Raw genomic sequence first — 25358 nt, forward strand, 5'->3', positions numbered from 1 at the left:
AAAAAATTTTTATTCAAAATAATAAAAATTAAAAAGAAAATAAAAACAAAAACTTTGCCATTTTTATTATGAATTTTTCTCATATAAAACGTTCTCCAACGGTTTCTGGATCTTATATTTTTAATATTCAATTAGATCACAAATATTCAGGATTTAATCCTAAATCCCGTTCTGCCATAAATATGCAAGAAATAAGTTCTGGATTATTTGGACTAAAAAGAATCGCTAACATCATAGAACATCTTGATGCAGAAACTGTTAAGAACTTTTACAAGAAAAACAAGCTCATACTAACAGAAAACTCTTGTTCAACACCTGTTTTAAACTTTTATGCAATCTCAAAGACAGCTACTCCAGAAACAAATACCCCTAGTATAACGCAAGAAAAGATCTTGGAAATACAAGCTAAATACGCTCCAGATTTATTGAAATTATTAAAAACTAATTTTCCTAAATTCTTAGAAGAAACAAAAGCTGTCAGTCTATTTAAAATGGTTGAAGTAGCTTCTGCTTTAATTAAAATAGAGTCTTTGAGTTCTCAAGAATCCTTGTCTCAAGAAGACGTTCAAAAAATTCTGTCCCTTTCTTCTGTTCCAACAGAAAATGCTATGAAAACTTTTTTTGAATCCCAAAAATCAGATGTCCTACAACCTTTACTTGAAGAGTTACGAAAACAACTAACCGAAGCTGGTATTTCAGAAGAAGAAATTACAAAGCAGATAGATTTATATAAGAACATTTTCCTTGAACAATATATAAATTCTCACGTATCTCCGTTCTTAATTCCCTACAGAAAAAGCATTAGCGAACCCTTAGCAGAAATTTCGAAAGAAATCATGCTGGCTGTAGGAAAATATACTCCCCCTAAAACCATAACTTATGAAAATCTAGAAGAAGTCAATGCACGAATTTTACTAGATTCTATAGCTTCCTCCCTGAATGATGCCATTCTATACACTCCTTCCTTAGCTACAGATCCCAAAATTCAAGACTTCCAAAAAAAAATATGGAATCTACAGTCTCAATCTTTCTTAGAAAATAAATACAAAGAAATATATGACCTTTCTACCCAGCCAACAGATGAACTTCTAAAGCAATACTTATCACCTGCTTCAATCACCGAATACAGGAATTCTATCTCCCGAACCTACCAGGCTATGGTGCTCAACATAAATGTTGCTAAAAGCAACATAGAGGACCAAATTAAATTATTGGAAAGTAGGGTATCGACGTTCCAAACAGCAAAAAGTTGTTTTAACAGTTTCATCAATGGTCTGTTAGAACTGGTTAATACTAGTTCTCAAACTTCTAGAACTGTCGCTTACGGAATGCAAGCCTACTCAGCTTTCAAAAATTTATCCCAAATTTATTCCTACCTGGACGAAAAAGAAAGAAAAATTCTAGATCCCTTCCTAACAGATGGGGGATGGAACTCAGAATCTTCCCAAGGACGCGACGGAGTCTTAGGCTTTTACCTAGGATCCAGTTCACCATCAAACAATTGGCCAGCAAAAACAATAGCATCCATGCTCTCCGTTATGACCATATACCAAGAAATGAGTGACTACTTGCTAAATGATGCAGTTTTGACTTCAGATACATGGGGTTTACAAGAGAAAATAAAGGAAAAGGTAAATGTAATAAAGAAACTACCGTATTATAATGTGGCATTTGTCTCGGAAAAACTAAGTGAAGTGGCAAATTCCGCTAATTACCTCCAGTCTATGTACTTAACCACTACGGAGGGGTTTTTGCAACCGAAATTTAGCTTACTTTCAGACTATTTCACCAGCATTTACTCAGAGCATAACTCTAATGAAGAACTCAAAAAAAGGCTAAAAGATTTTAACTCAAAGGCTGATGCATATCTAAATCAGCAACAAACATCAGTGTCTGAATTACAAAAAAAATCAGAAAGTCTTACCCCAGATAAAGCTCCTTTCATAAGTGAACGCTATGAAGCCATAGAAACTACTGTCGAATCATATGGCACTAACTTAGGTGCGGCCTTTTGGTCTATGGTTACAAATTCACAATTACCAAGACAGAAGTTACTTTTAGATCCTTTAGTCAAAGAAATTAACTTCAATAATACAGCTTCCAATGCTTTGAATTCATTGCTGCAATTAACCAGTGACTTCTCTACCTCAGCTGTGTATTACAATTTTTCGTCCTTCTTAATACAAAGCAAGGAAGGCGAAAACCTCTTCGCTGGGAATTACTATGAAACCGTAATTGCCAGAGCTACAGAAAGAGAGAATATTTCAAGAGACGTAGCAAAATGTAAACAAGCTTTAAAATTAGCAAAGGAAATACTGGAAAAAATCAAAAACTTCCCTGGAGTAACTGAAGCTCAAAGAGAAGAAATGATTTCTGCGACATCTCAATATCTTTTCATGTTATCCACTACGATCACTCAACTTATCTTTTTGGATACACTACTGACCAGTTTAAACATAGAACCCCAACCCCAAAAAGATGACCCCAAGAAACAAAGAGATGATCTATTTAAAATTACAGCGTCCAAGGATTGGATGCCAACCCTATCATCACTGGAAGGATTCGTAACCAATGGTTACAATGACGTAGACGTAACCGGTGGTCTCGGCCCTATATTTACGCAAATACAAGCTGACCAACAAGACTACACAACACAAAGTCAAACACAACAATTAAATCTTCAAAACCAAATGACTGGAATCCAACAAGAATGGACTGTTGTTTCTTCGGCTTTACAGGTGTGGAATTCTATTATCACAACTCTTTCAGGACAAATTTACGAATAAGAGAATTGTCAAACCGCTTTACAACGGCAGCCCAAATTCTTGTTTTTCACAAGAATTGAAAACTTCTAAATAACAAAAACCTCTGTCAATAACAGAGGTTTTTCTATTTTAGACATAAAAGTGATATTTTTCTTCTTACCTATTGGAAACCATGAACGAAGCAACGTTAATTAGGAACTGTTGAACAAACATTGGCTGAGATCTAAACTCATTGATTGTTTTCTCCAGATCTTGTTTTGTTCCTTCAACAAAATCTTTAGTTAAACCTTGGATAAATTTCTGAGCTCCCTCTTTAGGCAATTGCATATAAGGATAATCATATTTAGGAGCTTTAGAAACCTCTGTTGTCAATTTTTTCCTAATCTCTTCCAAATTAGCATTCGGGTTTTCTTTAACCATCTGCGCTAAACTTTCATACGTACTCAAAGCACCAAATAAAACCCCTGCATTTTTTGTGTAGGATAGCATATCTCTTGTCATACGACTGTTTGTGTCACTCAAACGACCTAGAGACTGTTCTGCGTCCCTACGAGACCTATCATCCATAAGAGGTCTTTCAAGAGATCGGGATGCAGAGGAATCTATTAATTGCTGAGCCTCTTGAGATATAGAAGAGTAATCTTGGTTTAGTTGAAGGAAAGCCTCATAACTAGTAGAAAGTGCTGAAGCTGTTTTAGAAGAGGAAACAGAGGAAATTGCGGCTAAGCTACTCCCTATTTGCGCTGCCTGAATAGGCGAAGCACCACCCATAGCAGCAGCAGCTTGCGCTATAGCTCCCATAGCAGCGGCTTGTGCCTCTGCTGTTGCAGATTTTGCCATAGCTACTTTCATAGCATCAATGGCCCCACTTTTATCCAAAGATGAGAAGGCAGGATCCTTTGTAGCAGCCTTTTCTGCTTCACTTAACTTGTCAATAACACCTCGAAGCGTCGGTCGAACATCTGGGTTGTCCTGATGGAATAAATCTATCATTTTTCTAAATCCATCCATAATAATAGATGCCGTTTGACTTTCAGCGGCATCTAATAAAAACCCTACCCTAGTCTGACCTATGCTCCTGCTCTTGTTCTGAGAACTACCGACACTACTGCTAGACCCACCAGTGACAATTCCTGACACAATATCATCAAAGTGGCTCTGAAGTTCTTCCAAACTCGCCAGAACGTTGTCTATCCTTTTTAAAGCATCTTGAACTGCAGGAGAAGAATCTCCAAGAGCAGACACTTTTTCTTTTAATTTGGTCACTTTGTCTATGCTAGAACTGATTTTACTTGGAGAAGCATTCGCTTGAGTTTCTCTTAAAATTGTTTCAGCTTCTTTCACTGCATCAGCTGCGGCCTGGATATGCTCAGATAATGCCGCTACTTGGCTTGCTGCTGTATCCACTCTTTTCTTTTCTTCTCCTAAAACAGGCGGAACGTTATCCCCTAGTCCCAATTTTGCTGAATCTGTTATGATTTGGGACGCGGCAGCGGAGTTTAATGAAGCATCGACTACAGCATTGTTAGCGATGTCTATAGTAGTAGCATTTCTAACTTGATCAACAAGAGCTTCAGTTTTAGAGGCTATTTCGTCCATTTTAGTAATATAATTCATCATGGATTGAGCTGTTACGGAAAAATTTTGTATTTCCGATAGCTGCCTTTGAATATCGCTGTTCTCCGTTATTTGCCCTGCAATCCTTTTAGCTTCAGAGAATTTTGTCAACAGCGTGTTTAATTGTGCTTGAGAATCATTTACCGTTGTGGAAGCTTTAAAACTATTAAAAGAGTCAATCGCAGATTGGTAACACGTATTAAATTGCTGTACCAATTCTTCCTGCGTAGGAGTTTCTTCAACTCCTGACGGTCCTTCTGTTCCCGAAGCTTCAGCTAATAGACTAGGAGCCACCTTTCGACTTTCTCCAGAAGCTGCAGATAGTTTGTCTAATAAGGCATTCAATGCTGCTCGAGCTCCAGATATACGATTAAGTGTATCAAAAGCTCCGGAAGTAACCTCTTCAGTGTTCCTGAAGGAAGAAGATTTTCCTATCCCTGCAAGATTCTGATTCTGAGCTTCAGAAAGTTCTGATAAATCTGGACCTAAAATTGGTTCTGGTTCATCGGAAGGACTAATAGGATTGACCATAGGAAAACACCAAAAAATAGTAATTCTTTTTCTCTATTTTATTATAAAAAGAGAAAAATAACCCTATTAATAAAAACCGAACAATTATAAAAAAAGAAGAGGCTCTATTAAAAGAGCCTCTACAAAGAAAGTAAATTAGAAAGCAGAAATTAATCCCACATCAAACTTTCTATAAGTGAAATCACTGCCCAACTTATCATTTTCCGGCCTGGAATAAGCGCCGTAAGCTCTAAAAGACAAAGAATTTGTAATGCCAACAGCAAATAGACCCGATACACCCTTGTAATTTGTAAACCCGTTAGCATCCTTAGGATCGTAATTTCCTGCTACAGCTTGAGCAAACCAATATTTAAGACTATTACCCCGACCTATTCCAGAAACATCAATCTCCGGAACTGCCAAAGCTTCAACAACTTCGTAACGCACTGTAACAGACCAGTCCCCAGCTTTACGTAAGGATCCCAGAGTTCCTCCAACAAACCACGCTAGATTTTCCTTCTTATTCAAAGTTGTTGTCGTGGCTTTAGCCAAATAGTTTGTTAAAACAGCGCCATACAGATAAATGGATTTTCTCTTCCCTTTTCCCCAAGGCATAGAAGATCGATTCCCCAAGAGAAACTGACCAACAAGATACTCATATTTCTGTGGCAAAGCCGCACCCTTCACAGGTTTTTTAACCTGTTGATCTTCACTTAGGGTCTCAGGCTTAAAGGAGTTCCAGTCGATAATGCTGTATTTCATTAAAAAGTTTGCAGGAAGATTACTTAAAATTCCTTCCGCAACCCACGCATAATGCTTGGTAGCCATGTTCACAACAAAGGGCCCCCCATGAACAATAACTTGCCACGGTAAAGCTTTCGCAATTCTTTTCGAACAATACAGATGTATTCCGTCGAATTGGCTTGAAAATTGTACTTCTGACTCGAACATATCCCCCAACCCAGATCTCCCTATCTCAATGAAAAAATCTGACTTAGTAACTGGATTCCTAAACAAACGGTAACCAATAAAAGCTCTGTCTATATCGACCCCTGCAGCCGTATTTTCTCCTCCAGCAACAGCGGCCCAACGCATTTTGGACGTCATCCAGTTATTTTCTGCTAAGTAACTCATGTACATATTAAATTCGCTACGATAGCGGTTAATGGGCAAAAGCTTCTTTGTATCCGCAAACGTGCCTTTGTCTTTTGAGTCCTTTATGTCTTCCTTGGCATATATCCAGCGAGCTCGAACATCTCCAGCTAATCTTAAAACACCACCTCGACCTCTAGTTTCTACATAACCCCTCTTGGTCACATATTCTTGGATATCGCTCCAAGAAACGGCCAAGTTATCTTTGGTTCTCTTCGTCGTGGTTGCGAACTGGTCAGAAGCTAAAGCTGAAAATGAATTTCCCAGAAGACTGCTTCCAAGAAAGAAGCACAAAAAGTTTTTTCTCATAACTCTCCACAAATAGGTATTTATCTATCAAGACGCCGTAAGCAATACAGGACAGCTTTTCGCAATGATATCTCCGATCATTCGAAACAGACAAAGGAGAGTTTCGTTAGCAAAGAAAAAACACAACTGACTCTCGTAAAAGTAGGATAAGAAACCCTAGTTCTCTTTCTCTTCCATCAGCTGTTCACTTTGCCGCAAAACCCCTCCACGACCTTTCCAGTAATCGAAAGAAGTCAAATTGAGAAGATCCTCAGTCCCGAAGAGTTTGGCAAATATGAACAAAAAAGCCAAGAAAATGCCGCTTTCTGAACAAAAAGCAAAGCACTGAGAGTATATTGCGGAAACGGAAAAAGCCTCTTTAGAAGTTAGTGAGTGTGCCCATATTACATTTGTGGTATGAGTAAGAACATTTATCCCCACTGTTGTCCATGCTGCCACTAATGTTGTAAAAACTACTTTAACCGCTCTTGACAACGTCATAAAGAGGATTCCCTTGTAAGCTTCCTGCCTCTTCCCTGAATATGCCCATAAAAGAAACAACTGTCCCCATGACACTACAGAGGTAGCTAATGATACCCCATAGACATCATGAAAGAGATGCCCCAGTAAGAAGCTCAAGCAAATATTAGATATAGCCGTCGCCACACCTATGAGTAGGGGCACAGTGTATTTCCTATCTGCATAAAACAGCACAGAAACCAGGGCACTTAGTGCCATAGGAATAATACTTCCTCCATATCCCCAAAGGACTTTGACTATCGCTAAAACAGCTTCTCTAGAGAATTGCCCATGTTCATACAACATTCTGACTCCAGGCATAGCTAATAGGAATAGTCCTATGGTCATAACAATCATCACAGATATCGTGAGATTGAGAGCAAAAATAAGTAAATCTGGACCATTTCTATTATCTTTTTTCTGCACACAACGAGAAATGGCGGGCAATAACACGGTGAATACCCCGAGTCCAAAAAGATGTATTGGCAACTGTTGTATACGCGCTGCGTACCAGAGATATAACGGGCCTACAGGATTGATATATTTCGCAATAAACATATCGCTCATTGTGTTGATTTGAAAAACAGCACTATTTAGTAGTCCTAATGACAGTGGAGCTAAAACTTTTTTAATACTATCAACCTTTTTCGGTTTTGTGTTCCATTGAGACAGGAATTTTTTAACTCCGGGAACTGTAACAAACCATTCCAAAACAAAACCGCAAGTAATGATCACAGCTATACGGACAATTCCAACCTTTGGTGGCACATTACGGTTGGCTACTACAGAAGCAATCCATAGGAGATTTACCAAGGAAGGAGCTAATCCTACTCCAAGAAATTTTTTTTCACAGTGGAGTAATGTTGCATTTACCGTGTAAAACAGAAGAAATATTCCTGCAGGCAACATGATCATTGTTAATAAGAGAACATCCGAAGAATAGTTAAGAGCCTTGTATCGGTACAGCAACCCAGCTTCTATCAAAAGAGTAAATGAAACAGAAAAACAAGCAAAAAATTTGAAAAATCTTTTAAAGAAGAACGCTGCTCTATTGGGATCTTGAGATCTTAAATATTCAAAATAAGGGATGAAAGCTGTCCCCAGCACGTTCCCGCCTAAAATTTTTCTGAGCATAAAAATCATGCGAAAAGATATCCAGAAAGTAGCTACCAGAGGATCTGCCCCAAAATAAGTCGCCATGACTATCTCTCTGGCCATACCCGTAATCCTACTGAATAAAGTTCCAGAAAGAACATTAAAAACAGATCCCGCAACAGATTTTTGTCCATCTTTCTTGTTCATTAATATTTTTCTCTCCTTATATACTCCAGAGTGAACTGTATCGTTTTTTAATCATGAAAATAATCGCACATCCAGACAAACCTCTTTTGGGAGCCCATACGTCAACGGCAGGCGGGTTACATAACGCTCTTATAGAGGGTCAAGAAATAGGGGCATCTACTGTTCAATTATTCACAGCAAACCAGCGGCAATGGCGAAGAAAACCATTAAAGGAAGAGGCCATCGCAGAGTTTTTTCGAATCAAAGAGCAAACAAACCTAACCTACCTCATGAGCCACGCTAGTTACTTAATCAACCCAGGCTCTCCGAACCGAGAAACTTTAACAAAAAGCCGCGAATGTTTGTACCAGGAAATTCAAGACTGCATTTCTTTGGGAATCAGTTTCGTTAACTTTCATCCGGGAGCAGCTTTAGATACCTCTAAAGGACAGTGTCTTGATACAATCATTCAAAGCTTTCTTTTAACTGCTCCTTTGTTTGAACAATCTCCCTCTCTGATGGTTCTATTAGAAACTACTGCAGGCCAAGGCTCATTGGTGGGTAGCTCTTTTGAGGAACTTGCTTACCTTGTAAACGGGTTAAAAAACTTTGTTCCTATCGGAGTTTGTCTAGATACATGCCACGTTTTTGCCGCAGGATATGACATCTCGACGCCAGAGGGCTGGAACTCTGTATTGAACCATTTTGATTCAACTATAGGTCTTGCCTATCTTCGAGCCTTCCATCTGAATGACTCTGTCTTCCCTTGCGGCAAGAACAAAGACCGCCACGCCCCTTTAGGAGAAGGCTTTATAGGACTAAAATGCTTTGAATTTTTGATGAACGATCCAAGAACTCGAATTATCCCCAAGTACCTGGAAACTCCCGGCGGGCCAGATTTATGGCAGAAGGAAATCCGGATACTTAAAGAGCTCGCATGAGACTATCAAGCGAGCCCTTAGTTGACAAACAAGCCTGCGTTCTTGCCTACGTCCTGTGAGACAGGAACTCACAGATTAGAGGCACGTTAATAGGCAAAGGAAGTTGCCCCTCTACTTGATCAGCTTCTGGAGAAGAAACCAACACCCCTTTATACTTAGACTTATCCAAAGATATGTAAGAAGGCAGGGAGGACTCATCCTTAGCTTCCAGCGCCTCACAGACCATCTTCATACGCTTGGATTTCTCACCTAAAGTAATCTCCATTCCTGGGCGCACAAAAAAAGACCTCCTATCAACTCTCTTCCCATTAACCAAAACATGCCCATGAGAAACCAGTTGTTGTGCAGCAAAGATTGTTTTGGCAAAACCCATTCTATAAACAAGATTATCCAATCGGCACTCAAACCTTTCCAAAAACAACTGAGCGGTATTCCCGTTCTTCCTCTCAGCTTCTTTGAAAGCCTTGACCAGTTGTCTCTCCATGACCATGCCGTAGCAGGCCTTCAATTTCTGCTTCTCTTCCAACTGAGCTCCGTACTCAGATTTTTTTCTTCTTTGCGCTCCGTGCTGTCCTGGAGGGTTCGCCTTTCGCAAGAGAGGATTGCGGCTTCTACCAAAAATGTTTGCTCCGAACCGACGAGCTATTCTGTTCTTAGGACCACAATATCGAGCCATTATCCACCTTATAGTTCTTGCCATGGACTCAAGGTCCACGACGTTCCATATCGAATGATCAAAAATACGAGTTAGTGCATCATTCTATTACTCGAAGGGAATTTTCTACAATGGAATTATTTTCCTCTTTCTGCTAAGCTCGTCCCCATGAAAAAAGATTATTATGCTCTAGCTTATTATTTATTTACTAAAGTCGAAGACCCTCACCTGGAGGTCGCCTTGCATAAGGAACTGTTCCGAGGGATGGACGTCAGTTGTCGCATTTACATCTCAGAAGAGGGTATTAATGGCCAGTTTAGTGGTTTTTTGCCGGACGCTGAAGCGTACATGGCCTGGTTAAAAAAACGCCCGGCGTTTTCGTCTGTAAAGTTTAAAATTCACCACATCAGGGAGAATATTTTTCCCAGGGTGACTGTCAAATACAGGAAGGAGTTAGTGGCCCTCGGCTGTCGCGTAGATGTTTCCAAGGGAGGAGGGCACGTTTCTCCCGGCGAGTGGAAAGAAATGTTAGATGATCCTAAATTTTTAATTTTGGATGTTCGTAATAATTACGAAACCAAAATAGGGCACTTTGAGAACGCTGTTCTTCCAGATATATCCACCTTTAGAGAATTTCCTGACTACGCAGACAAGCTCTCCAAAGAATACGACCCAGCGACAACCCCCGTAATGATGTATTGTACTGGAGGGATCCGCTGCGAGTTGTATTCTTCCTTGCTTAAAGACAGAGGATTCAAGGAAGTTTACCAGCTAGACGGCGGGGTTATCGCATACGGAAATCAAATTGGTGATGACAAGTGGAGGGGTAAACTTTTTGTTTTTGATGATAGGTTAGCCATTCCAATTGATGAAAAAGCGCCACCTAGAGATCCTATTGTTCAGTGTTCTTCGTGCGGAAAATTAAGCGACCTCTATTATAACTGTGCAAACGCAGATTGTAATACACTGTTTCTAAGTTGTCCTGATTGTGTGCGGACATCCAGAGGATGTTGTAGTGAGCAGTGCCGAAATTCTCCAAGAGTCCGCTCCTTTGATGAAAACAGAGGCAATAAGCCTTTCAGAAGAGCCCACCTGGAGAAAATAGCAGTAGCCTCCGAACAATAAGAAACGAGTGCCTGCGTTTTTATTCCCTGCTTGTTGGGAGAGGCTTGTGTTACAGTCTCTCTCGCTCTTCAAAATCTGATATCTGAATCCAGAAAAAACTTGCCATTACCGTTTCTTTTAAAGACAACTTTCTGATGGGAAAGATCGTTTTCCTTAAGCAAGGAATCTAATATTTTTACCGCAGCACTAGCCTCTTCTCCCCCAATGCAAAGAACGCAAACACTCTCCCCTCTCTCCAATCCTTCTCGAACAGCATTCACCGTTTGACACAATGCCCCATTAAGAGAAGTGTCAGAATCTTCATCAGATAAATTTGCCCGCACAACGGAGAAACAAAAAGAGAACATTCTTAAAGAAAAATCTTTCTTGAAAACCACGGGTATAACACGAGTTACCCTGGGCAACAAAGCAACAACCTTATTTAACTCTTTTTCGTTGTCTACACAGCAAAAAAAGCAAGATTTCGGAGATGCATGCAACCGAAAATGCTTAATGAAATGATGTTGCAGAAAAATGTCACAAAGCAGTCTATATAAGTTCTCTCTCCAAAAGAAGAGGTACCCTAAGCTTAATAAGGCAACCGCCCATCCGATAAGAGAAAAACTCTTTCCCGGATCTAACTGCAGAACGTTACCGAGAACCCAAATAACCAAAGAAGTTAGCAAAACCCCGAAGAAGTCCAAAAAATTATTTGCAGCCAAGATTCTACCCCTCTTATGTTCTGGACTAACGTACTGAACGTAAGCGTGCAAAGGAACTTGATAAAAACCACCGAAAATACCAAGGAAAAACAAGCACAAAACCAAAGAAAAAATTGTTGGAGAGAAATGCAACCCCACTAAGAATCCGCCTATCCCAACCCCAGCCAATGGTGTATACGCGAGCTCTATATTCCTCCCTGAGACTAACCCAGCAAGATAGGAACCTAACCCGACCCCAATAGCCACCATAGGAAAAAGATACCCTCCGTAGTGCTCTGGTAAACCCAAATCAAACTGAACAAAAGGCACTATTTCTAGTTGAACATAAGCGCCTATAAGAAGGAAAAATGAACCTAGAAAAATCGCAGAAGTTAGATAACGAATATGTACAGTGGATCTTAGCGTCACCCAGATCTCTTTGAAATTAAATACTTGTATCTTCTGGTTTTTATTTTCGACCCGGCTCCTAGATATATAGAATGCCATAATTGCCCCCACCAAAGAAAAGATCACGGTGAAAGAACTTATAAAGACATATTTTTCAGCTCCCGAGCCCCCTGTAATTCCGCAAAATACAGAGGCCAAACAAGAACCTAAAATACTTGCTGAATACGTTGCAGCCGTCATGATCCCGTTTGCACGAGATAGTTGCTCTACAGGCAATATTTCTGGTAATATACCGAGCTTGGCTGGGCCGAAAACGGCTGTGTGAGAAGCCATCAGCACTAAGACGAAATATCCTCCCCACTCAGATTGTATATAAAATAGAAAGGTTCCGAGGCAGGTACAAAAAACCTCTACAGCTCTAGTAAGTAAAATGATGTTTCTTTTTCTAAACCGGTCAGCCAGAGACCCTGCAAAAGGCGCCAACAAAAGAAACGGCAAAGCGAAACATAAACTGACAATAGACAGCACCTTTGTGCTTTCCTGAGGAGACTTATCCTTTACGAGAAAAAAGACCAACAGAAACTTGTACAAATTGTCATTCAATACTGTGAGAAAATGAGTTATAACTAAAGATTTAAAAGATATCTCTCTGGATGTTTTCATGTCTTACAAAGAAAATAATGTTTTTTTTAGTAACTCCCTTCACCATCTACTGGCAAAGCTCTCCGTAGATCTATTTTCTACAAGGCAAGAACCCTTTTCCAGAAGGCGAATTCTCGTACCAACCATAGAGATCAGTAACTGGGTCCAAAGTGAGCTCCTATCCGCTTCGTCGAACCGGACCGTCCTTGGCTCTAAAATCCTAGTCTCACCCGAATCCTTCATCAAATTTCTGTATACAGAGTTTTGTCACAAAACCTCTGATTTTCCAGATTTTTCCATGCTCCCCGTGTGGTTGCACGAAAAAATCAAAGAAAACACAGAAAATCCCCTTTTTAAAGACTTTTTCCAATCACTAAAAAACAAAATACCCTTCAGTTTCGCTCGCTCACTAGCCACAGCCTTTAGGAAATACTACCTAAATCGTCAGGCTACGGAAGGAACAAACAGCCACTATCAGCTATTTTTCGAAAAAGTCTGCTCCCATTTTGTAAGCCCTACCAATATTATGCAAGAAATTCGGACACAAGCCCGTCTGAAGGACAAAAATTTATCTCTTTTTGTCTTTACTCTTTCTGGACTTCCTCTTCATATACTTTCTTTTTTATCAGAAATCTCAGAGCAAATCCCTGTGAACTTTTATGTTTTATTACCGACCAAAGAGTACTTTGGGGATATGATTTCTGATAACTTCATTGACAAATATCTAGAACGCAACTTAAAGATTGCTCCTTCAAAGGCCTTACTGTCCTGGGAAAATTACGTTTTTAACAATAGAAACTCCTTATTAGCCAACTTATCTAGTTCCTGTAGATCAGCTCTCAATTTCTTTTTAGATAAAAATCTTCCATCAACTGAACATTTTTTTCCTCCGGAAGAAAATTCCTCTCTGGGACTTTTAAAGAGTGATATTTTCCAATTACGCGAAAGTACTGAGGAAGCTTTTTCTCAAAAACCTTCTAGTATCACCATAAAGAAGGCTCTTTCTAAAACAAGAGAAGTTCAAAATCTTTTTTGCCACATCTCAACCTTAATTCATTCAGGAGTCTTGCCTAAAGACATTCGTGTCTTATGTAAAAATATTAAAGAATATGCACCTCTTATTCGTTCTATCTTCTCTCCACATATTCCCTTATCTATCCGAGGAATAATTTCACCCTCAGGGGAACGTCTCCAAAATAAAATTCGTGTAATTTCCACCCTTCTGTTATCCAAAGGTGGTCTTTCAAGCTTGTACAAACTACTTACTCACCCTGACATACGAATATCTGAATCTAAAGAAGATTTACTGAAACAATTGTCTTTTTTGAATAAAATCTTTTATCAGGTCCCCATTTCGGAGAGAAAAAAGGGGATTCACCTATATCGACTAGCGGATTCTATTATTGATAATTACCCATTTTCAGAGGCAACAGGAAAAACCATTTGTCCAGAAATTTTGGGAGAAATGTCTCTTATTCTTTATCGCACGCAAAGCGCGGTAGAGGAGCTTTATACAAAAGAAGAAAATGAGATAAAAACCTTTCTTGAAATTATCTTTTCTCTAATGGAGGATATTTTTCTTCTTGACGACGATGAACTCTTCCTTTTGGAAAAACTTAAAAAACACTTATCCCTATACCGGGAAATCCGTTGTTCTCTTCACTTTTTTTTAGATTTCTGTGTCCATTTCATAGAAGGCTCTCAACAAGACACATCCCTTCCTGTAGGAAAGCTACTTGTAGGACCAATTCATACTTTAGCTTCAATTCCATCAGCACACACTTTCGTTCTAGGGGCTTCTTCCCCAACCTCTTCTGAAGAGTTTTCTATCGCTCCAGATCCAACAGAGTTAGATGAGGATAGCAACAATAGTGACGATAAAAATAGTTTGTTTTTGGATATTATTATCTCTACTGCGGAAAGTTTACACATCAGCTTTTCTTCATCTGGAGAAAATCCTGAAACTCCTCTCCCACCAGTCGAGTGGATAGCTGAAGCCTCTTATATTCGAATAGAAACCATTCCGGCCTTACCTTTCTCCAAAGAAAATTTCCAGGAGAAGAAAGATTTGCACTCTTCTTTCGCGCGAAACTTTGATTTAGCAAGAGCTTTTTACTCTCCAAAAAATTGCGTAGAAACCTTTATCCCAGAGAAAATAGGAGATTTCCCCAGCAAAGAAAAAACCTTGTCTCTTTCCATTTCAGACATTATCTACACATTACAAAATCCTCTAAATGCCTTTTTAGACAAAAAAGCAAAATTTTCTCCCTCTATCTTTCCGACCATTTCTTCCCCACTTTTGTATACAACGTCGTACAAAGACCTCCTGAAAATATGGACTAGTCATATCTCAGGAAAAACTAACATAGAAAAAGACGAAGACCTGCTTCCTCATAAATATCTCTCGGAAAAATTAAGATTAGAACTTCTGAAACATTCTCAACTTTTAACTTCTTTCTTACAAGATCTACAAAAATCAAAACATTCTTCATTATCTTCTGTTTGCTTCTCTCCTTTGCTATTTCAAGAAAGTTCCAAGGTAAAATTTATCCCAGAGATTGAGTGGTCTTGGAATGACCATAAAATTAAACTTAGAGGATCTATTCACGGCGTCAGTTCCAGAGGATTGAGCATCCTATCTCCGTCAATAGGCCTGAAGTACAAAAAAAGTTTTCCCAACTCCATTTTTTCCGACAACCATCCCTACCTCTACCATAGGATAGAAGCTAAGCTCCACCTAGCATTACTTTCTCTGGCAAAAATATTTTCTTCTGATCACCAAAAAAAAATTTATGAAATTTTTTGTCTTCCCAACGAGATCTTTGTGGAACATCACTTCTTAGACGATTTTCAACCAGAAAAATACCTACAAACCGTTCTGGATACTTACTTCTCCGTATTAGAGGCTCCTTATCCTTTATATCAAACATTAGATCAGACTCATCAAATAAAATGGTCTTGTATGTCCAAAGGAGACTGGAGAAGATTTTGTGTTCCTAAAAATCTTGCCAGAGATCTCTCCCCTTTGTTTTGGGCCACGCAAAACAGGGAGCTTTTTTCAAAAGAGCTCGAAGAACAGACAAAGAATGTTTTCGATTTATATAATGCATTGCTGTAAATAAACAGGTTATGACAAAAACAGAACAAACAGTTGACTTCAACGTTGCAAATTTAGAGAGTTCTGTTAGAGGAAAATTCTTTCTGGATGCCTCGGCAGGAACAGGAAAAACTTTTGCGATAGAAAACATTATTTTAAGATTTGTCCTCTCGGGCGACATTTCCTGCTTGGATAAAGTTCTTGTTATGACTTTCACAAGAGCGGCCACAGAAGAGTTGAAAACCAGAATCAAAAGAACTTTACTATCAGCAAAAAAAAACTTAAAGAAACTGTTAGATCACCATGGGACTTCGATCGAAGATCGGCCTTACTATCTATCTCCAGGAATAAGTCAAGAAGAAGTAAAGCAGCTTTACATACGTGTACGATCAGCTCTTTCCACCATGGAGAGATCTTCCGTTTATACGATACACGGTTTTTGTAGAAAAATATTGGATAATTACTTACCCGGATTTCAAATACCCGCCCCTCCACCGGGAATGACTCGATCTCAAAGCTACCAAGAAGCTATTTCTTATTACTTATCCCAAGATTTATGGAAAGAAGTTCTTTTCCCTCAACAATTTCATTTTTTAGCTTACCAACACAACCCTAATAAACCGGGAAGTAATAGTTTAACGCAGAAATTGAAAGAATCTTTAAAAACAAATCAACCCGACCATCCAACAAAAGACTACTTCTCAAAAAAAGCTGGACATTACGCTTTAATCTTCGAACCTTTATTAGAAATGCCTTGGGAAGTTGTGTACAAGTCTCTAGACGCAGTAAGAAAAGAGCTAAAAAAAGAAATCCCCATAACGGAAACAGATCTCTCGTCTTTCTTGCATAGTTTATACAACTTAAAAAGTTTCCCCGAAAATGATTATTCCTTAGAAACTTCTGCTCCCTCTATATTCCTACACTATCGATTAGCTATGGCCTTTTCAAATAACGTCAAGAAGTCTGCCCAACAGGTAGATAATGTCATATTTTCCACCATAAAATCTTCGGGTTTACTCTCTGATATTTTACTTTTTTTTCATGAAGAGAACCTATTTTCTATTTTGTCTAATGATGTAAGAAAGTACTTAGAATCTATTTTTGGTCCTTGTCTCTCTTTTGATGATCTCATTTCCACAGTAGAAAGCCTGGTTTGTGGTAACTCCACGAGAAGCAATCAAATCCGAAATGACATCAGAAACCAGTACCAGTTAGTCTTGATCGATGAATCCCAAGACACAGACAAAACTCAATGGAATATTTTTTATTCTTTGTTCATTACCAAAGAGTATGGTGGCAATTTGTTCATCATTGGTGACCCAAAACAATCCATATATGAGTGGAGAAAAGCAGATTTATCCGCTTATTTAGACATTAGAAGCGCTTTTCCCTCTAAACACCTTTTACAAATGAACGTCAATTATAGGTCCACTCCAGATCTTATGCGTTCAATAAATAGTTTTTTTTCTCTAAAAAAACCTTTTGTATCTATTCATTCTAAAGAAACAGATACGCAAAAAGTTATTAACTACTGCCCCAGCCTGCCGGGAAGAAATGAAAAACCTCTTTCTCTTCCTAGAAATCCCATTCATTTTTTCCTTGCAGACAGTCTCGAAGATGCTATTTCCAGCATCAGCCAAGAAGCTTTGCGATTGCATAATGAATATGCTATTCCCTTCGGGGATATGGCTGTCCTTGTGTCACAAAATGACCATGCTTTCACTTTTATTCGAAACTCTTTACTTCCTACTTCTCTATGTAAATCCAAGTCTATATTTTCTAAAACACCTTCTCATTCTCTATTACTGATACTCCTAGAAATACTTTGGGATCCATGTAATGCCGACAAAATTTCTGCTATCCTTTCTAGCTGTTTATTCGGTTACTCTTCTTCAAAAATTCAACAAAGCTTAGAAAAAGAAATAGGATATTTTGTTGAATTGTCGGAATATTTAAAAACAAGAAAGTTGATTTCTACTTTTTACAAATTAATGAACCGTTGTGGGCCCACCCTATTATCAACAACTTCTGAAGGCTGCCTGATCTACCAAGAAATGGAATCTCTTAGCGTTTATCTAGAAAAACTAACGCCCTATCCTGATCAATATCTCATCTATTTAAAAGATTTAGAAGAACTAAAAGAGCAAGAAGAAGATTTACAAATTCATTTCTCTACGGAAGACAAAGAAACTGTAAAAATCACAACTATTCACAGCTCTAAAGGACTAGAGTATGAAATAGTCTTTCTTTTAGGATTATTCCCATCCTCAAAAAAATCAACGACAGAGTCAATTCATGAAACTTACGTTGCCGTAACCCGAGCTAAGAGACAAGTCTACATTCCAATCAATACAAAAACCAAAACGTCTCTCTTTCATAACTACATAAAAGACTTCTCACATGATTCCGCAGAAAATTTTGCAAAATCACTCGCAAAAGAACACCCAGAATCATTTTCTTTTTCCGAAAAACTCATTCATTCGGAGACACATAAGGAGGACTTAACCGGTTTATTATGTCCACCAAATATATTCTCTCTTCCCCATGTAGAAGCTTCTGATGTTTTATCCTTTTCCAAAGTCTATGAATCTCACCATTCATACTTCTCTTCTCCTACTAAAGACAGCGAATCTTCTCCTGGAGGTCGTTCTTTTGGAATTCTTGTTCATGAAATCCTAGAAAAATTAGATTTCTCCATTTTTGTTTCAGCAAAAACAGAAGATAAAATACGAGAAATTCTAAACCCCATTGTCTGCAACTTTACTAAAAATACTCCCTTCCACAGCTATGATGCTTTTATAACTCAAATCATTTCTAAAGCCTTTACAACCCCCATAACCTTCAAAAAAGACACCTTCCAACTTTGCGAAATCAATCCACAAAAAATTTTTAGAGAAGAAGATTTTTTAACTAAAGATGATACCGACAATATCTGGAAAGGAGTAATAGACCTATTCTTCGAATACCAAGGATCCTATTACCTCATAGATTGGAAGACTACCACACTGGACAACTATGATCAAAAAAGTCTTTTGGAATACGTGCAACACAATAATTTTGATAAACAAGCCAATATTTATCTTTCCGCCACCAAAAAATTTCTTAGACAATTCGATATTCAATCAAGCCCAGAAATAGCTTTCATCTTCCTAAAAGGACTGCACCAAGGTGAAGGAATTTTTACTTTTTAATCCCAAGGTGTTCCAAAAATATCGGGCCTGTCATTAGGATTAAACGACATTGGAGATAAAATACTCACCCAATCCAACCGCTCCAAACCACTTATCAAAGATTTTGCTTCCAAAGAAAATGTGCAAGACCCCTCTTTCAGAGGAAAAACTTTTGTAACTTCAGCAACTAAAAGACCTGGAGGAAAAATACCATCCAAGCCTGTTGTTACTAAAATATCTCCAGGAACCAAAGTCTCTTCTCCACCCTTCTCGGAAGCACTATAAAACCCTTCTCCGTGCAAAACGTCTACCTCTCTACTCCATAAAGGGTTTCCAGAACCACAGAGAATCCCCCTGAAGACTGGACCCTCTCCTTCGCAGTAAATAGAACGAGAAAATTCTGATATCAAACGAGTAAAATTAGTCTTCTCTTTTTCTTCTAAACAAGCTTTTGGAAGAGTTTCCAGAGAAGAAACCAGCCTATCCGCCAGAATTTGGATACTACCAGATTTCATAGAGCACTTTGCAGAAGCCACAGAAGGTTTCATTCCTACGTCGGAAATGACTCGAACTCGAGATTGCTTCTCTCCTACATAATCCACGATTCCTAAGAGAAGTTTTCCGCAAACAACAGGACTATGCTTTTGAATAACACTATCCTTACCAACATCAATCCAAAGAGAACTTCCCCAGTACGTTGGATCTCTAAAAATAATTCTAGCTTCTATGGATTTTTTGTAGTATGGGCGCAAAAATTCTTCCATAATAGGAGACAATCTTTTTGCTTCACAAACAGCCCTGAGCAAGGCTTTAGTCGATTCTAACTCCCCCTTCAACAAAAGATTTTCTGTTTCTAAAAAACTTGAGTTTGTTTTCTCCAGCTCTTTACCAGTCAATTCCTTGAAAAAAAACACATAGGCATCCACAAAAGCTATTCTAACTTTTTCTTGAAAAGTCTTTGGAAGACTCAAAGCACCAAAGACGCCCAAAAAAACTAAGAAATAAACTTTTGCTTTTTTAGGAAACTTACCGCTGCGCATAAGCCTCTGAAAACCCTTTAACAACCCTGGCTACATTCTTCTCAGAGATTCCGTTAAGGTTAAATCTACCCCCAGGAGCTGTGTAAATAGCATGCTTTTCTCTTAAAAACTTTACTTGTTTCTCAGAGAAAGCTGGATACCCAAAAAAACCTTTTTGTTTGAGAATATAGTCGAAAGAGTCCCCGCACTCCAAAGATAAATTTTCCACAAAGAAGCTTCTTTTTTTGTCCATAGAGGACCTCATTTCTTCTAATTCGTCACGCCATTCTTGTCGCAAGTACGGATTCTTCATAATAGTATTAACAATCAAAGCTCCATGTCTTGGTGGGTTAGAATATTCTCCTCGAATTTTCTCTTTGATTAAGGAAGAAACCTTCTTGACTCCGTCTTCCGTCTGACAAAACATAGCGAACATTCCAGTACGCTCTCCATACAAGCAAAAATTCTTACTAGAACTTGCAGCTACAGCAACAGGAATCTCTAGCTTAACAAAAAGTTCCGCAGGGAACCGATCCTGATCTAGCCCCTCTCCAAATCCTTGGTAAGCCATATCTATGACAGGGAACAAAGCTTTTTCTTTGACAATTTGAGCTATTTCTCTCCAATCGTCACTAGAAAAATCAGTTCCCGTTGGATTGTGACAACAACCCTGAAACAAGATTACAGACTTTTCCGGTATACTTTTTAAAAATTGGAAAAACTCTAGAGTTTTCAGCCTATGTTGATTAGAATCGTAGTATGGGTATCTAATAACCTCCAAGCCTTGACTAGAAAAAATTCGTTCATGATTTCCCCAGCTCTGCTCCGATATATATACTTGCTTGTTGACTTCTGAAGCCGCCGAGAACAAAACTGCAGCCAAATGTAAAGCTCCAGTTCCTCCCAAAGACTGGCAAGAGAAAATAGTACTTACGTTCTCCACAGAGCCAAAAACCATTTTTCTCATTTCATCAACATAACCAGAAAAACCCTCTATGGGCAAATATAACTTATTTGTTTCTTCTTCTGTTATCAGAGTCATAGCTTTTTTTATAGCAGAACACCCCCCAAAGCGCTTTGTAGGATGTACATAAACTCCTATAAGAAGATCTACCTTTTCTTCCCGAAGATCATCTTTAAAAGCTGAAGACAAACCAAAAATAGAATCTGGTGGAAAAGATGGCAAATTGCTAAAAAAACTCATATAACCTCATGTTTTCATGAAGAGGGTATTGATTCCAATACCTCTATCATGCTAGATTTACTGCTTCCCTTTGGGGCATTAGCTCAGTTGGTAGAGCGCAACAATGGCATTGTTGAGGCCAGCGGTTCGACCCCGCTATGCTCCAATCCTTCGTTTAGACTTTTTCCAAAAACGATCCTATCCTCAATATGGAAAAGGTTTCCCCCTTAAAAGAGAACTTGTCGTTTAGCTTTAATCCCTTCATGGCTTGAGCAAATTTAGATTGCATGGACAGTATGCTCCTTTCTGGATCTGCATCCCAAGCCCCAAGAAGGGTATATTCTATATCCTTTCCGGACTCATTCCTTAAGGAAACAACGCAACCGATACCGACGCTATCCGTGAATATATCCTCTTTTGTTAAAATCCTGGCCTTGTTCACTTGCTCTGAGAGCATTTTTATCCGCTCTTGAATTCGAGATCTTCTCTCCAGAGCGAATTTGTATTCAGAGTTTTCTCTCAAATCCCCAAGAGCCCTAGCTTCCTCTATCTCTCGCGCATTATCAACCATTTCTTTTCCGACAAGAGATCCCAACTCTTCCTTCACTCGAGAGAAACTTTCTGAAGTGCACCAGAAAATTTCTTCCTCCTCTTGCTTATCTTTCTTTAACTCAGGATCAATAGCTTCAGAAATACCTTGAAGAGCTCCAAGGTCTGTAGAAGAAAATTGTGGACACTTTGTTGATAACAACAAAAATTCTTTTAAGTAATTGTTAGAAGCTGAAGATAAAATCTCCCTAACAACTAGGTACCGTTTAGCTACCAAGAATGTATGCATCTTCTTTCCTAAATCTTTGTACTTTGGGGAATTACTAGCCTCGTACATAAAATTCAGAGCGGATTCAAGAAACGATAATCTTATCTGCTTATCCTCCTGAGGAAAGATTCCATCCTCTTTTCCACATAATTTTATAAAAAACCAAACAAAAACATCGGGAAACATCATGGGTCTATCTATCAACCCAAATAGTTTGTTTTTTAGTTCCTCTTTGCCAATACTATCATTCCTGAGTTCCTTGAAGATATATTCCCTAACAACTTGTGAATTAGTTGAAAAGAACACATTAAAAAATAGCTCTAACCAATTGGGAATCTCTGTCTTCAAATAGGTAAGCATACCCTTCTGCAGACTTATTATCCCCATACCATTAATCAGAGCAGGCACGTCAGAATACGAGCTGACAAAATCTTTGATTTCTTGACGTCTATCCTCATCAAAAAAGTCTGTTATCAGCAGAAGAGATTGAACACAGATAGAAGGATCCACATCATCTGCCAACCTATCTAGCTCCCCTCGAATAAACTTCCGTCCTTGCTCTCTTCTAGCTTCCCCAGGAAAATCTCTAAGAAAATTATAAATAACAGTCAATCTGGATAGTTTATCCAAGGAGTTTATCTTCAAGACACTGTTCTTGAAGACATCTAAATGAGAAACTTCTTTGGTAGTTAAAAAGAAAGGGTCTCTAACATTCGATGGGAATGCTATTCGAGTGTCTTTCTTTACCTTTAGCTTAGCTCCTTGCCACCATCGATTCCAATCCTCTTGAGGAATAATGAGATCTAAAAATTCATCTTTAATCTCTTTAGCTGTTTTAGGCCCTAAATCCTTCAACATTAATATAATTGCTTCAACAGGATTCTCCTTAGAAAATTTTTCAAAAGCGTCTGGGTCACCAAATCTTCTTGTCAAAAAATGATCCTTAGATATTGGAGAAAGATTTTTTATGGCTGAGTCAAAAGAAACATCTTTAACAGACATAACTCCCTCAAACTCAATACAAACTTTCTTCTGTAAGAAAGAACTATCCATAACCTCGCCAACTCCCCATCCTCCAGAGTGGAAGACAAAATTGCCCACCCTCAAGTGTTGAATTAACTCGAACCGAGTAATAGCAAATTGAAAATCCCCTTTCTCTCGCAAACCAACAAATCGTAAAGCATCATTAAAGTGGTCATAATCAGAATACCTATCTGACAGAAACTTAACAGCTAACTCAAAAAATGTTTTCGAGTTAGTCGTTTGTAAATCAACAGCCAACCTAAAAACTTCGTCTTTCTCTTCGCTCTTAGGAAGCTTCTCCCAGAGGGGAAGCACTGTTTCTGCTATTCTACCAAAAATAGGTGCAACAGAGGAGTCTTTGATGCTTTTCAAAATACTGACTAACTCATCCCCTCTGATAAAATCGTTGAAGCAAAACTCTTCCCAAAGAGTCACAAACTCGTTAGGCTGGTTGGAATCTATAAAGTATTGAAGTTTTTCTAAGTAGTCCACGGCGATCTCTAAACTTTTTGAAGAAATATACGGAGACCACAAAAAAAGAGCAATAAAACATTACAATTAATAAACCCTGTTTTAAAATAATAAAAAAACAGGGTTTTTATTATTATGAACAACAAATCTACTCAACAAATATTAGATTCTATTAAACAAATACTACAAATATATAAAATAGATATTGATACCTCTTTTGAAAACGCCCTATCTTCTGGAGAAGAAGCAGACTACCAATACCTTATAGAGAAAACTCAAGAAAAGATCGAAGAGCTAGATAAAAAAAGCAAAGAAATCCTGAAACAAACAGGGATGACCGAACAGGAAATGGAAGTATTCGCCAGAAATCCGGACAATTTTTCCCCTGAAGAGTGGCTAGCTCTAGAAAAGGTTAGATCTTCTTGTGAAGCATACAAAAGAGAAACAGAAGCTATCATCGATGATATTTCTAGAGGCATAGGACTTAATACTCCTTCCACAGCACAACAAAAAACACCATCTAAGAGTGGTGAGAAAAAAAATAAGAAAAAAAACTGGATTCCCTTATAGATTCCCTTATAATTCTCCTTTATGAGAATTTTTGTGAAAAAAGGCCTAGATTTGTCTCTTGGAGGGGCTCCAAACCCTTCCAAGAAAATTAGCAAGTTCAAATCACAGCTTGTGGCTGTGGACTTGGAGTCTTGTTTCCCCATCCCCCTACGCGTACTCGTTAAAGAAGGTGATGAAGTATTCGGTGGTTCTCCTGTCGCCGAATATAAGCAACATGCAGAAGTAAAAATAGTTTCTCAACACAGAGGAACCGTTGTCAGGATCGTCCGGGGAGAGAAGCGACGTCCAAGATTTATTGTAATTTCTGTGTCTAAAGACGATACTTCTAGAAACGAGGACAAGGTTCCTCCTCTAGAGGATTTGAGCAAAGACTCTTTGCGAGAAATTTTTGAATCTAAGGGACTTTTTTCTCTATTGAGGCAGAGACCCTTTGATATTCCTGCCCTTCCGTCTACAAAACCTAGAGACATCTTTATCAACCTAGCTGATGATAAGCCCTTCTTTCCTCCTTTGAAGAAGCAGCTAGAGATTTTTTACCCTAGAGAAGATGGTTTAAAAGCTTTTGCTTTAGCTGTGGAAGCCTTGTTTAAGCTTTTTGGCGTTAGACCCAAAATAATAGAAAGAGAGCGGTTTATCCTGCCCTTCACAGATATCAATAATGCTGATTTCTACGAAGTTTCTGGGCCATATCCATCCGGATCGCCTTCTATCCATATTCAGGAAGTAGCTCCTATAAAAAATGAAAAAGACACCGTCATAACTTTAGGTTTTTACGAAGCTCTGTCCATAGGAAACTATCTCCTTAATGGATCTTTGTTAAATTCCCGAATCATATCACTTGCTGGTTCTGGCTTAAAAGAGTGCTTTAGATCTTATTTAGAAGTTTATAATGGATTTAACATATCCCAGCTGTTACCCGAGGACTCTATGGAGAGCCCTTGTTCTGTTATTTCCGGAGATCCGCTAAATGGAAGACTCTGCTATGATGAAAATGATTCTTTCTTAAACCAGAATCATCACGTAGTTTCTGTGTTGCCCAAGCCAAAATCCAGAGAGAGCTTCAGTTTTCTTCGGTTGGGTGCTAGAAAGTTCACGATAACTAGAACATATCTATACAGCTTCCTCCGCCAGGCTAGGCCAACTCCAGATACCAACCTCCATGGAGAACCTCGACCCTTTATAGATTCCGATATTTACGATAAAGTTATGCCCATGAAGGTTCCTGTAGTTCCTTTAATGAAAGCCATAATCACTAACAATTACGATCTAGCAATACAATTAGGATTTTTAGAAATAAGCTCAGAAGATTTTTCTCTCCCCACCTTAATAGATCCATCTAAAAACGAAATGGTTAAAATTGTTAGAGATAAATTAAATGAGTATGTCATAGCTAATGGCTTGCTCTGTGAAGAACCTCACTAGAAG

General features: G+C 38.5%; 15 protein-coding genes and 1 tRNA gene. 8 read left to right on the forward strand and 8 right to left on the reverse strand.

The window, feature by feature from the left end; translation table 11 throughout:
* The first annotated feature begins 68 nt into the window (after positions 1-68).
* Complete coding sequence (locus KJA62_RS04650; RefSeq protein ID WP_213318836.1) at positions 69-2786, forward strand: CT620/CT621 family type III secretion system effector; 2718 nt, start codon at positions 69-71, stop codon at positions 2784-2786.
* A 135-nt stretch (positions 2787-2921) separates the two neighbouring features.
* Here the strand turns inward: KJA62_RS04650 and KJA62_RS04655 are convergent, their stop codons facing one another.
* The 3 genes from KJA62_RS04655 to KJA62_RS04665 all read right to left on the reverse strand — a co-directional run bounded on the left by KJA62_RS04655 (position 2922) and on the right by KJA62_RS04665 (position 8153).
* Complete coding sequence (locus KJA62_RS04655) at positions 2922-4913, reverse strand: hypothetical protein (RefSeq protein WP_213318837.1); 1992 nt, start codon at positions 4911-4913, stop codon at positions 2922-2924.
* Between the two features lie 135 nt (positions 4914-5048).
* Positions 5049-6353 carry a hypothetical protein gene (locus KJA62_RS04660; RefSeq protein WP_213318838.1) on the reverse strand — a complete coding sequence of 435 codons (1305 nt, stop codon included), beginning with the start codon at positions 6351-6353 and terminating at the stop codon, positions 5049-5051.
* A 156-nt stretch (positions 6354-6509) separates the two neighbouring features.
* Positions 6510-8153 (reverse strand): lipid II flippase MurJ, encoded by a 1644-nt coding sequence (locus KJA62_RS04665; RefSeq protein ID WP_213318839.1) that lies wholly within the window; start codon positions 8151-8153, stop codon positions 6510-6512.
* A 53-nt stretch (positions 8154-8206) separates the two neighbouring features.
* On the opposite strand from KJA62_RS04665, the gene KJA62_RS04670 reads away from it, so the two are divergent.
* Positions 8207-9073 carry a deoxyribonuclease IV gene (locus KJA62_RS04670; RefSeq protein ID WP_213318840.1) on the forward strand — a complete coding sequence of 289 codons (867 nt, stop codon included), beginning with the start codon at positions 8207-8209 and terminating at the stop codon, positions 9071-9073.
* Positions 9074-9119: 46 nt separating this feature from the next.
* Here the strand turns inward: KJA62_RS04670 and rpsD are convergent, their stop codons facing one another.
* Positions 9120-9749 (reverse strand): 30S ribosomal protein S4, encoded by a 630-nt coding sequence (gene rpsD / locus KJA62_RS04675; RefSeq protein WP_213318841.1) that lies wholly within the window; start codon positions 9747-9749, stop codon positions 9120-9122.
* 147 nt (positions 9750-9896) lie between these two features.
* Between rpsD and trhO the strand changes: the two genes are divergently transcribed.
* The gene (gene trhO, locus KJA62_RS04680) at positions 9897-10853 is read left to right on the forward strand and encodes an oxygen-dependent tRNA uridine(34) hydroxylase TrhO (RefSeq protein WP_213318842.1); all 957 of its coding nucleotides are present in this window, start codon (positions 9897-9899) and stop codon (positions 10851-10853) included.
* A 68-nt stretch (positions 10854-10921) separates the two neighbouring features.
* On the opposite strand, the gene KJA62_RS04685 is transcribed toward trhO, so the two are convergent.
* On the reverse strand, positions 10922-12604 hold the full coding sequence (locus tag KJA62_RS04685) for an MFS transporter (protein ID WP_213318843.1): 1683 nt from the start codon (positions 12602-12604) through the stop codon (positions 10922-10924).
* Here KJA62_RS04685 and KJA62_RS04690 point away from each other — a divergent pair.
* Both KJA62_RS04690 and KJA62_RS04695 read left to right on the forward strand, forming a co-directional pair.
* A complete protein-coding gene (locus KJA62_RS04690; protein ID WP_213318844.1) occupies positions 12603-15701 on the forward strand; it encodes an exodeoxyribonuclease V subunit gamma in 3099 nt (1032 codons plus the stop codon). The two genes, KJA62_RS04685 and KJA62_RS04690, sit on opposite strands and share 2 nt — an antisense overlap.
* Positions 15702-15712: 11 nt before the next feature.
* A complete protein-coding gene (locus KJA62_RS04695) occupies positions 15713-18871 on the forward strand; it encodes a UvrD-helicase domain-containing protein (protein WP_213318845.1) in 3159 nt (1052 codons plus the stop codon).
* Here KJA62_RS04695 and KJA62_RS04700 read toward each other — a convergent pair.
* On the reverse strand, positions 18868-19890 hold the full coding sequence (locus KJA62_RS04700; protein WP_213318846.1) for a rod shape-determining protein MreC: 1023 nt from the start codon (positions 19888-19890) through the stop codon (positions 18868-18870). The two genes, KJA62_RS04695 and KJA62_RS04700, sit on opposite strands and share 4 nt — an antisense overlap.
* Positions 19877-21073: an aromatic amino acid transaminase gene (locus KJA62_RS04705; RefSeq protein ID WP_213318847.1), complete on the reverse strand. Its 1197-nt coding sequence runs from the start codon at positions 21071-21073 to the stop codon at positions 19877-19879. The genes KJA62_RS04700 and KJA62_RS04705 overlap by 14 nt, the downstream gene beginning before the upstream one ends.
* Positions 21074-21145: 72 nt before the next feature.
* Here KJA62_RS04705 and KJA62_RS04710 point away from each other — a divergent pair.
* A tRNA-Ala gene (locus tag KJA62_RS04710) sits at positions 21146-21218 on the forward strand.
* A 9-nt stretch (positions 21219-21227) separates the two neighbouring features.
* On the opposite strand, the gene KJA62_RS04715 is transcribed toward KJA62_RS04710, so the two are convergent.
* Positions 21228-23384 carry a GreA/GreB family elongation factor gene (locus tag KJA62_RS04715; protein WP_213318979.1) on the reverse strand — a complete coding sequence of 719 codons (2157 nt, stop codon included), beginning with the start codon at positions 23382-23384 and terminating at the stop codon, positions 21228-21230.
* Between the two features lie 114 nt (positions 23385-23498).
* Between KJA62_RS04715 and KJA62_RS04720 the strand changes: the two genes are divergently transcribed.
* Both KJA62_RS04720 and nqrA read left to right on the forward strand, forming a co-directional pair.
* Positions 23499-23933, forward strand: coding sequence for a hypothetical protein (locus KJA62_RS04720; RefSeq protein WP_213318848.1), 435 nt, complete (start codon positions 23499-23501; stop codon positions 23931-23933).
* 33 nt (positions 23934-23966) lie between these two features.
* Positions 23967-25355, forward strand: a complete 1389-nt coding sequence (gene nqrA / locus KJA62_RS04725) for an NADH:ubiquinone reductase (Na(+)-transporting) subunit A (RefSeq protein WP_213318849.1) — start codon at positions 23967-23969, stop codon at positions 25353-25355.
* The last annotated feature ends 3 nt before the right edge of the window (positions 25356-25358 follow it).

Source organism: Chlamydiifrater volucris, assembly GCF_902806995.1.
Taxonomy (GTDB): domain Bacteria; phylum Chlamydiota; class Chlamydiia; order Chlamydiales; family Chlamydiaceae; genus Chlamydiifrater; species Chlamydiifrater volucris.

Bases quoted from the DNA above. Each gene is read 5' to 3' on its own strand.
- KJA62_RS04650 (WP_213318836.1), top strand. From the start codon at position 69: ATGAATTTTTCTCATATAAAACGTTCTCCAACGGTTTCTGGATCTTAT.
- KJA62_RS04655 (WP_213318837.1), bottom strand. From the start codon at position 4,913: ATGGTCAATCCTATTAGTCCTTCCGATGAACCAGAACCAATTTTAGGT.
- KJA62_RS04660 (WP_213318838.1), bottom strand. From the start codon at position 6,353: ATGAGAAAAAACTTTTTGTGCTTCTTTCTTGGAAGCAGTCTTCTGGGA.
- KJA62_RS04665 (WP_213318839.1), bottom strand. From the start codon at position 8,153: ATGAACAAGAAAGATGGACAAAAATCTGTTGCGGGATCTGTTTTTAAT.
- KJA62_RS04670 (WP_213318840.1), top strand. From the start codon at position 8,207: ATGAAAATAATCGCACATCCAGACAAACCTCTTTTGGGAGCCCATACG.
- rpsD (WP_213318841.1), bottom strand. From the start codon at position 9,749: ATGGCTCGATATTGTGGTCCTAAGAACAGAATAGCTCGTCGGTTCGGA.
- trhO (WP_213318842.1), top strand. From the start codon at position 9,897: ATGAAAAAAGATTATTATGCTCTAGCTTATTATTTATTTACTAAAGTC.
- KJA62_RS04690 (WP_213318844.1), top strand. From the start codon at position 12,603: ATGTCTTACAAAGAAAATAATGTTTTTTTTAGTAACTCCCTTCACCAT.
- KJA62_RS04685 (WP_213318843.1), bottom strand. From the start codon at position 12,604: ATGAAAACATCCAGAGAGATATCTTTTAAATCTTTAGTTATAACTCAT.
- KJA62_RS04695 (WP_213318845.1), top strand. From the start codon at position 15,713: ATGACAAAAACAGAACAAACAGTTGACTTCAACGTTGCAAATTTAGAG.
- KJA62_RS04700 (WP_213318846.1), bottom strand. From the start codon at position 19,890: ATGCGCAGCGGTAAGTTTCCTAAAAAAGCAAAAGTTTATTTCTTAGTT.
- KJA62_RS04705 (WP_213318847.1), bottom strand. From the start codon at position 21,073: ATGAGTTTTTTTAGCAATTTGCCATCTTTTCCACCAGATTCTATTTTT.
- KJA62_RS04720 (WP_213318848.1), top strand. From the start codon at position 23,499: ATGAACAACAAATCTACTCAACAAATATTAGATTCTATTAAACAAATA.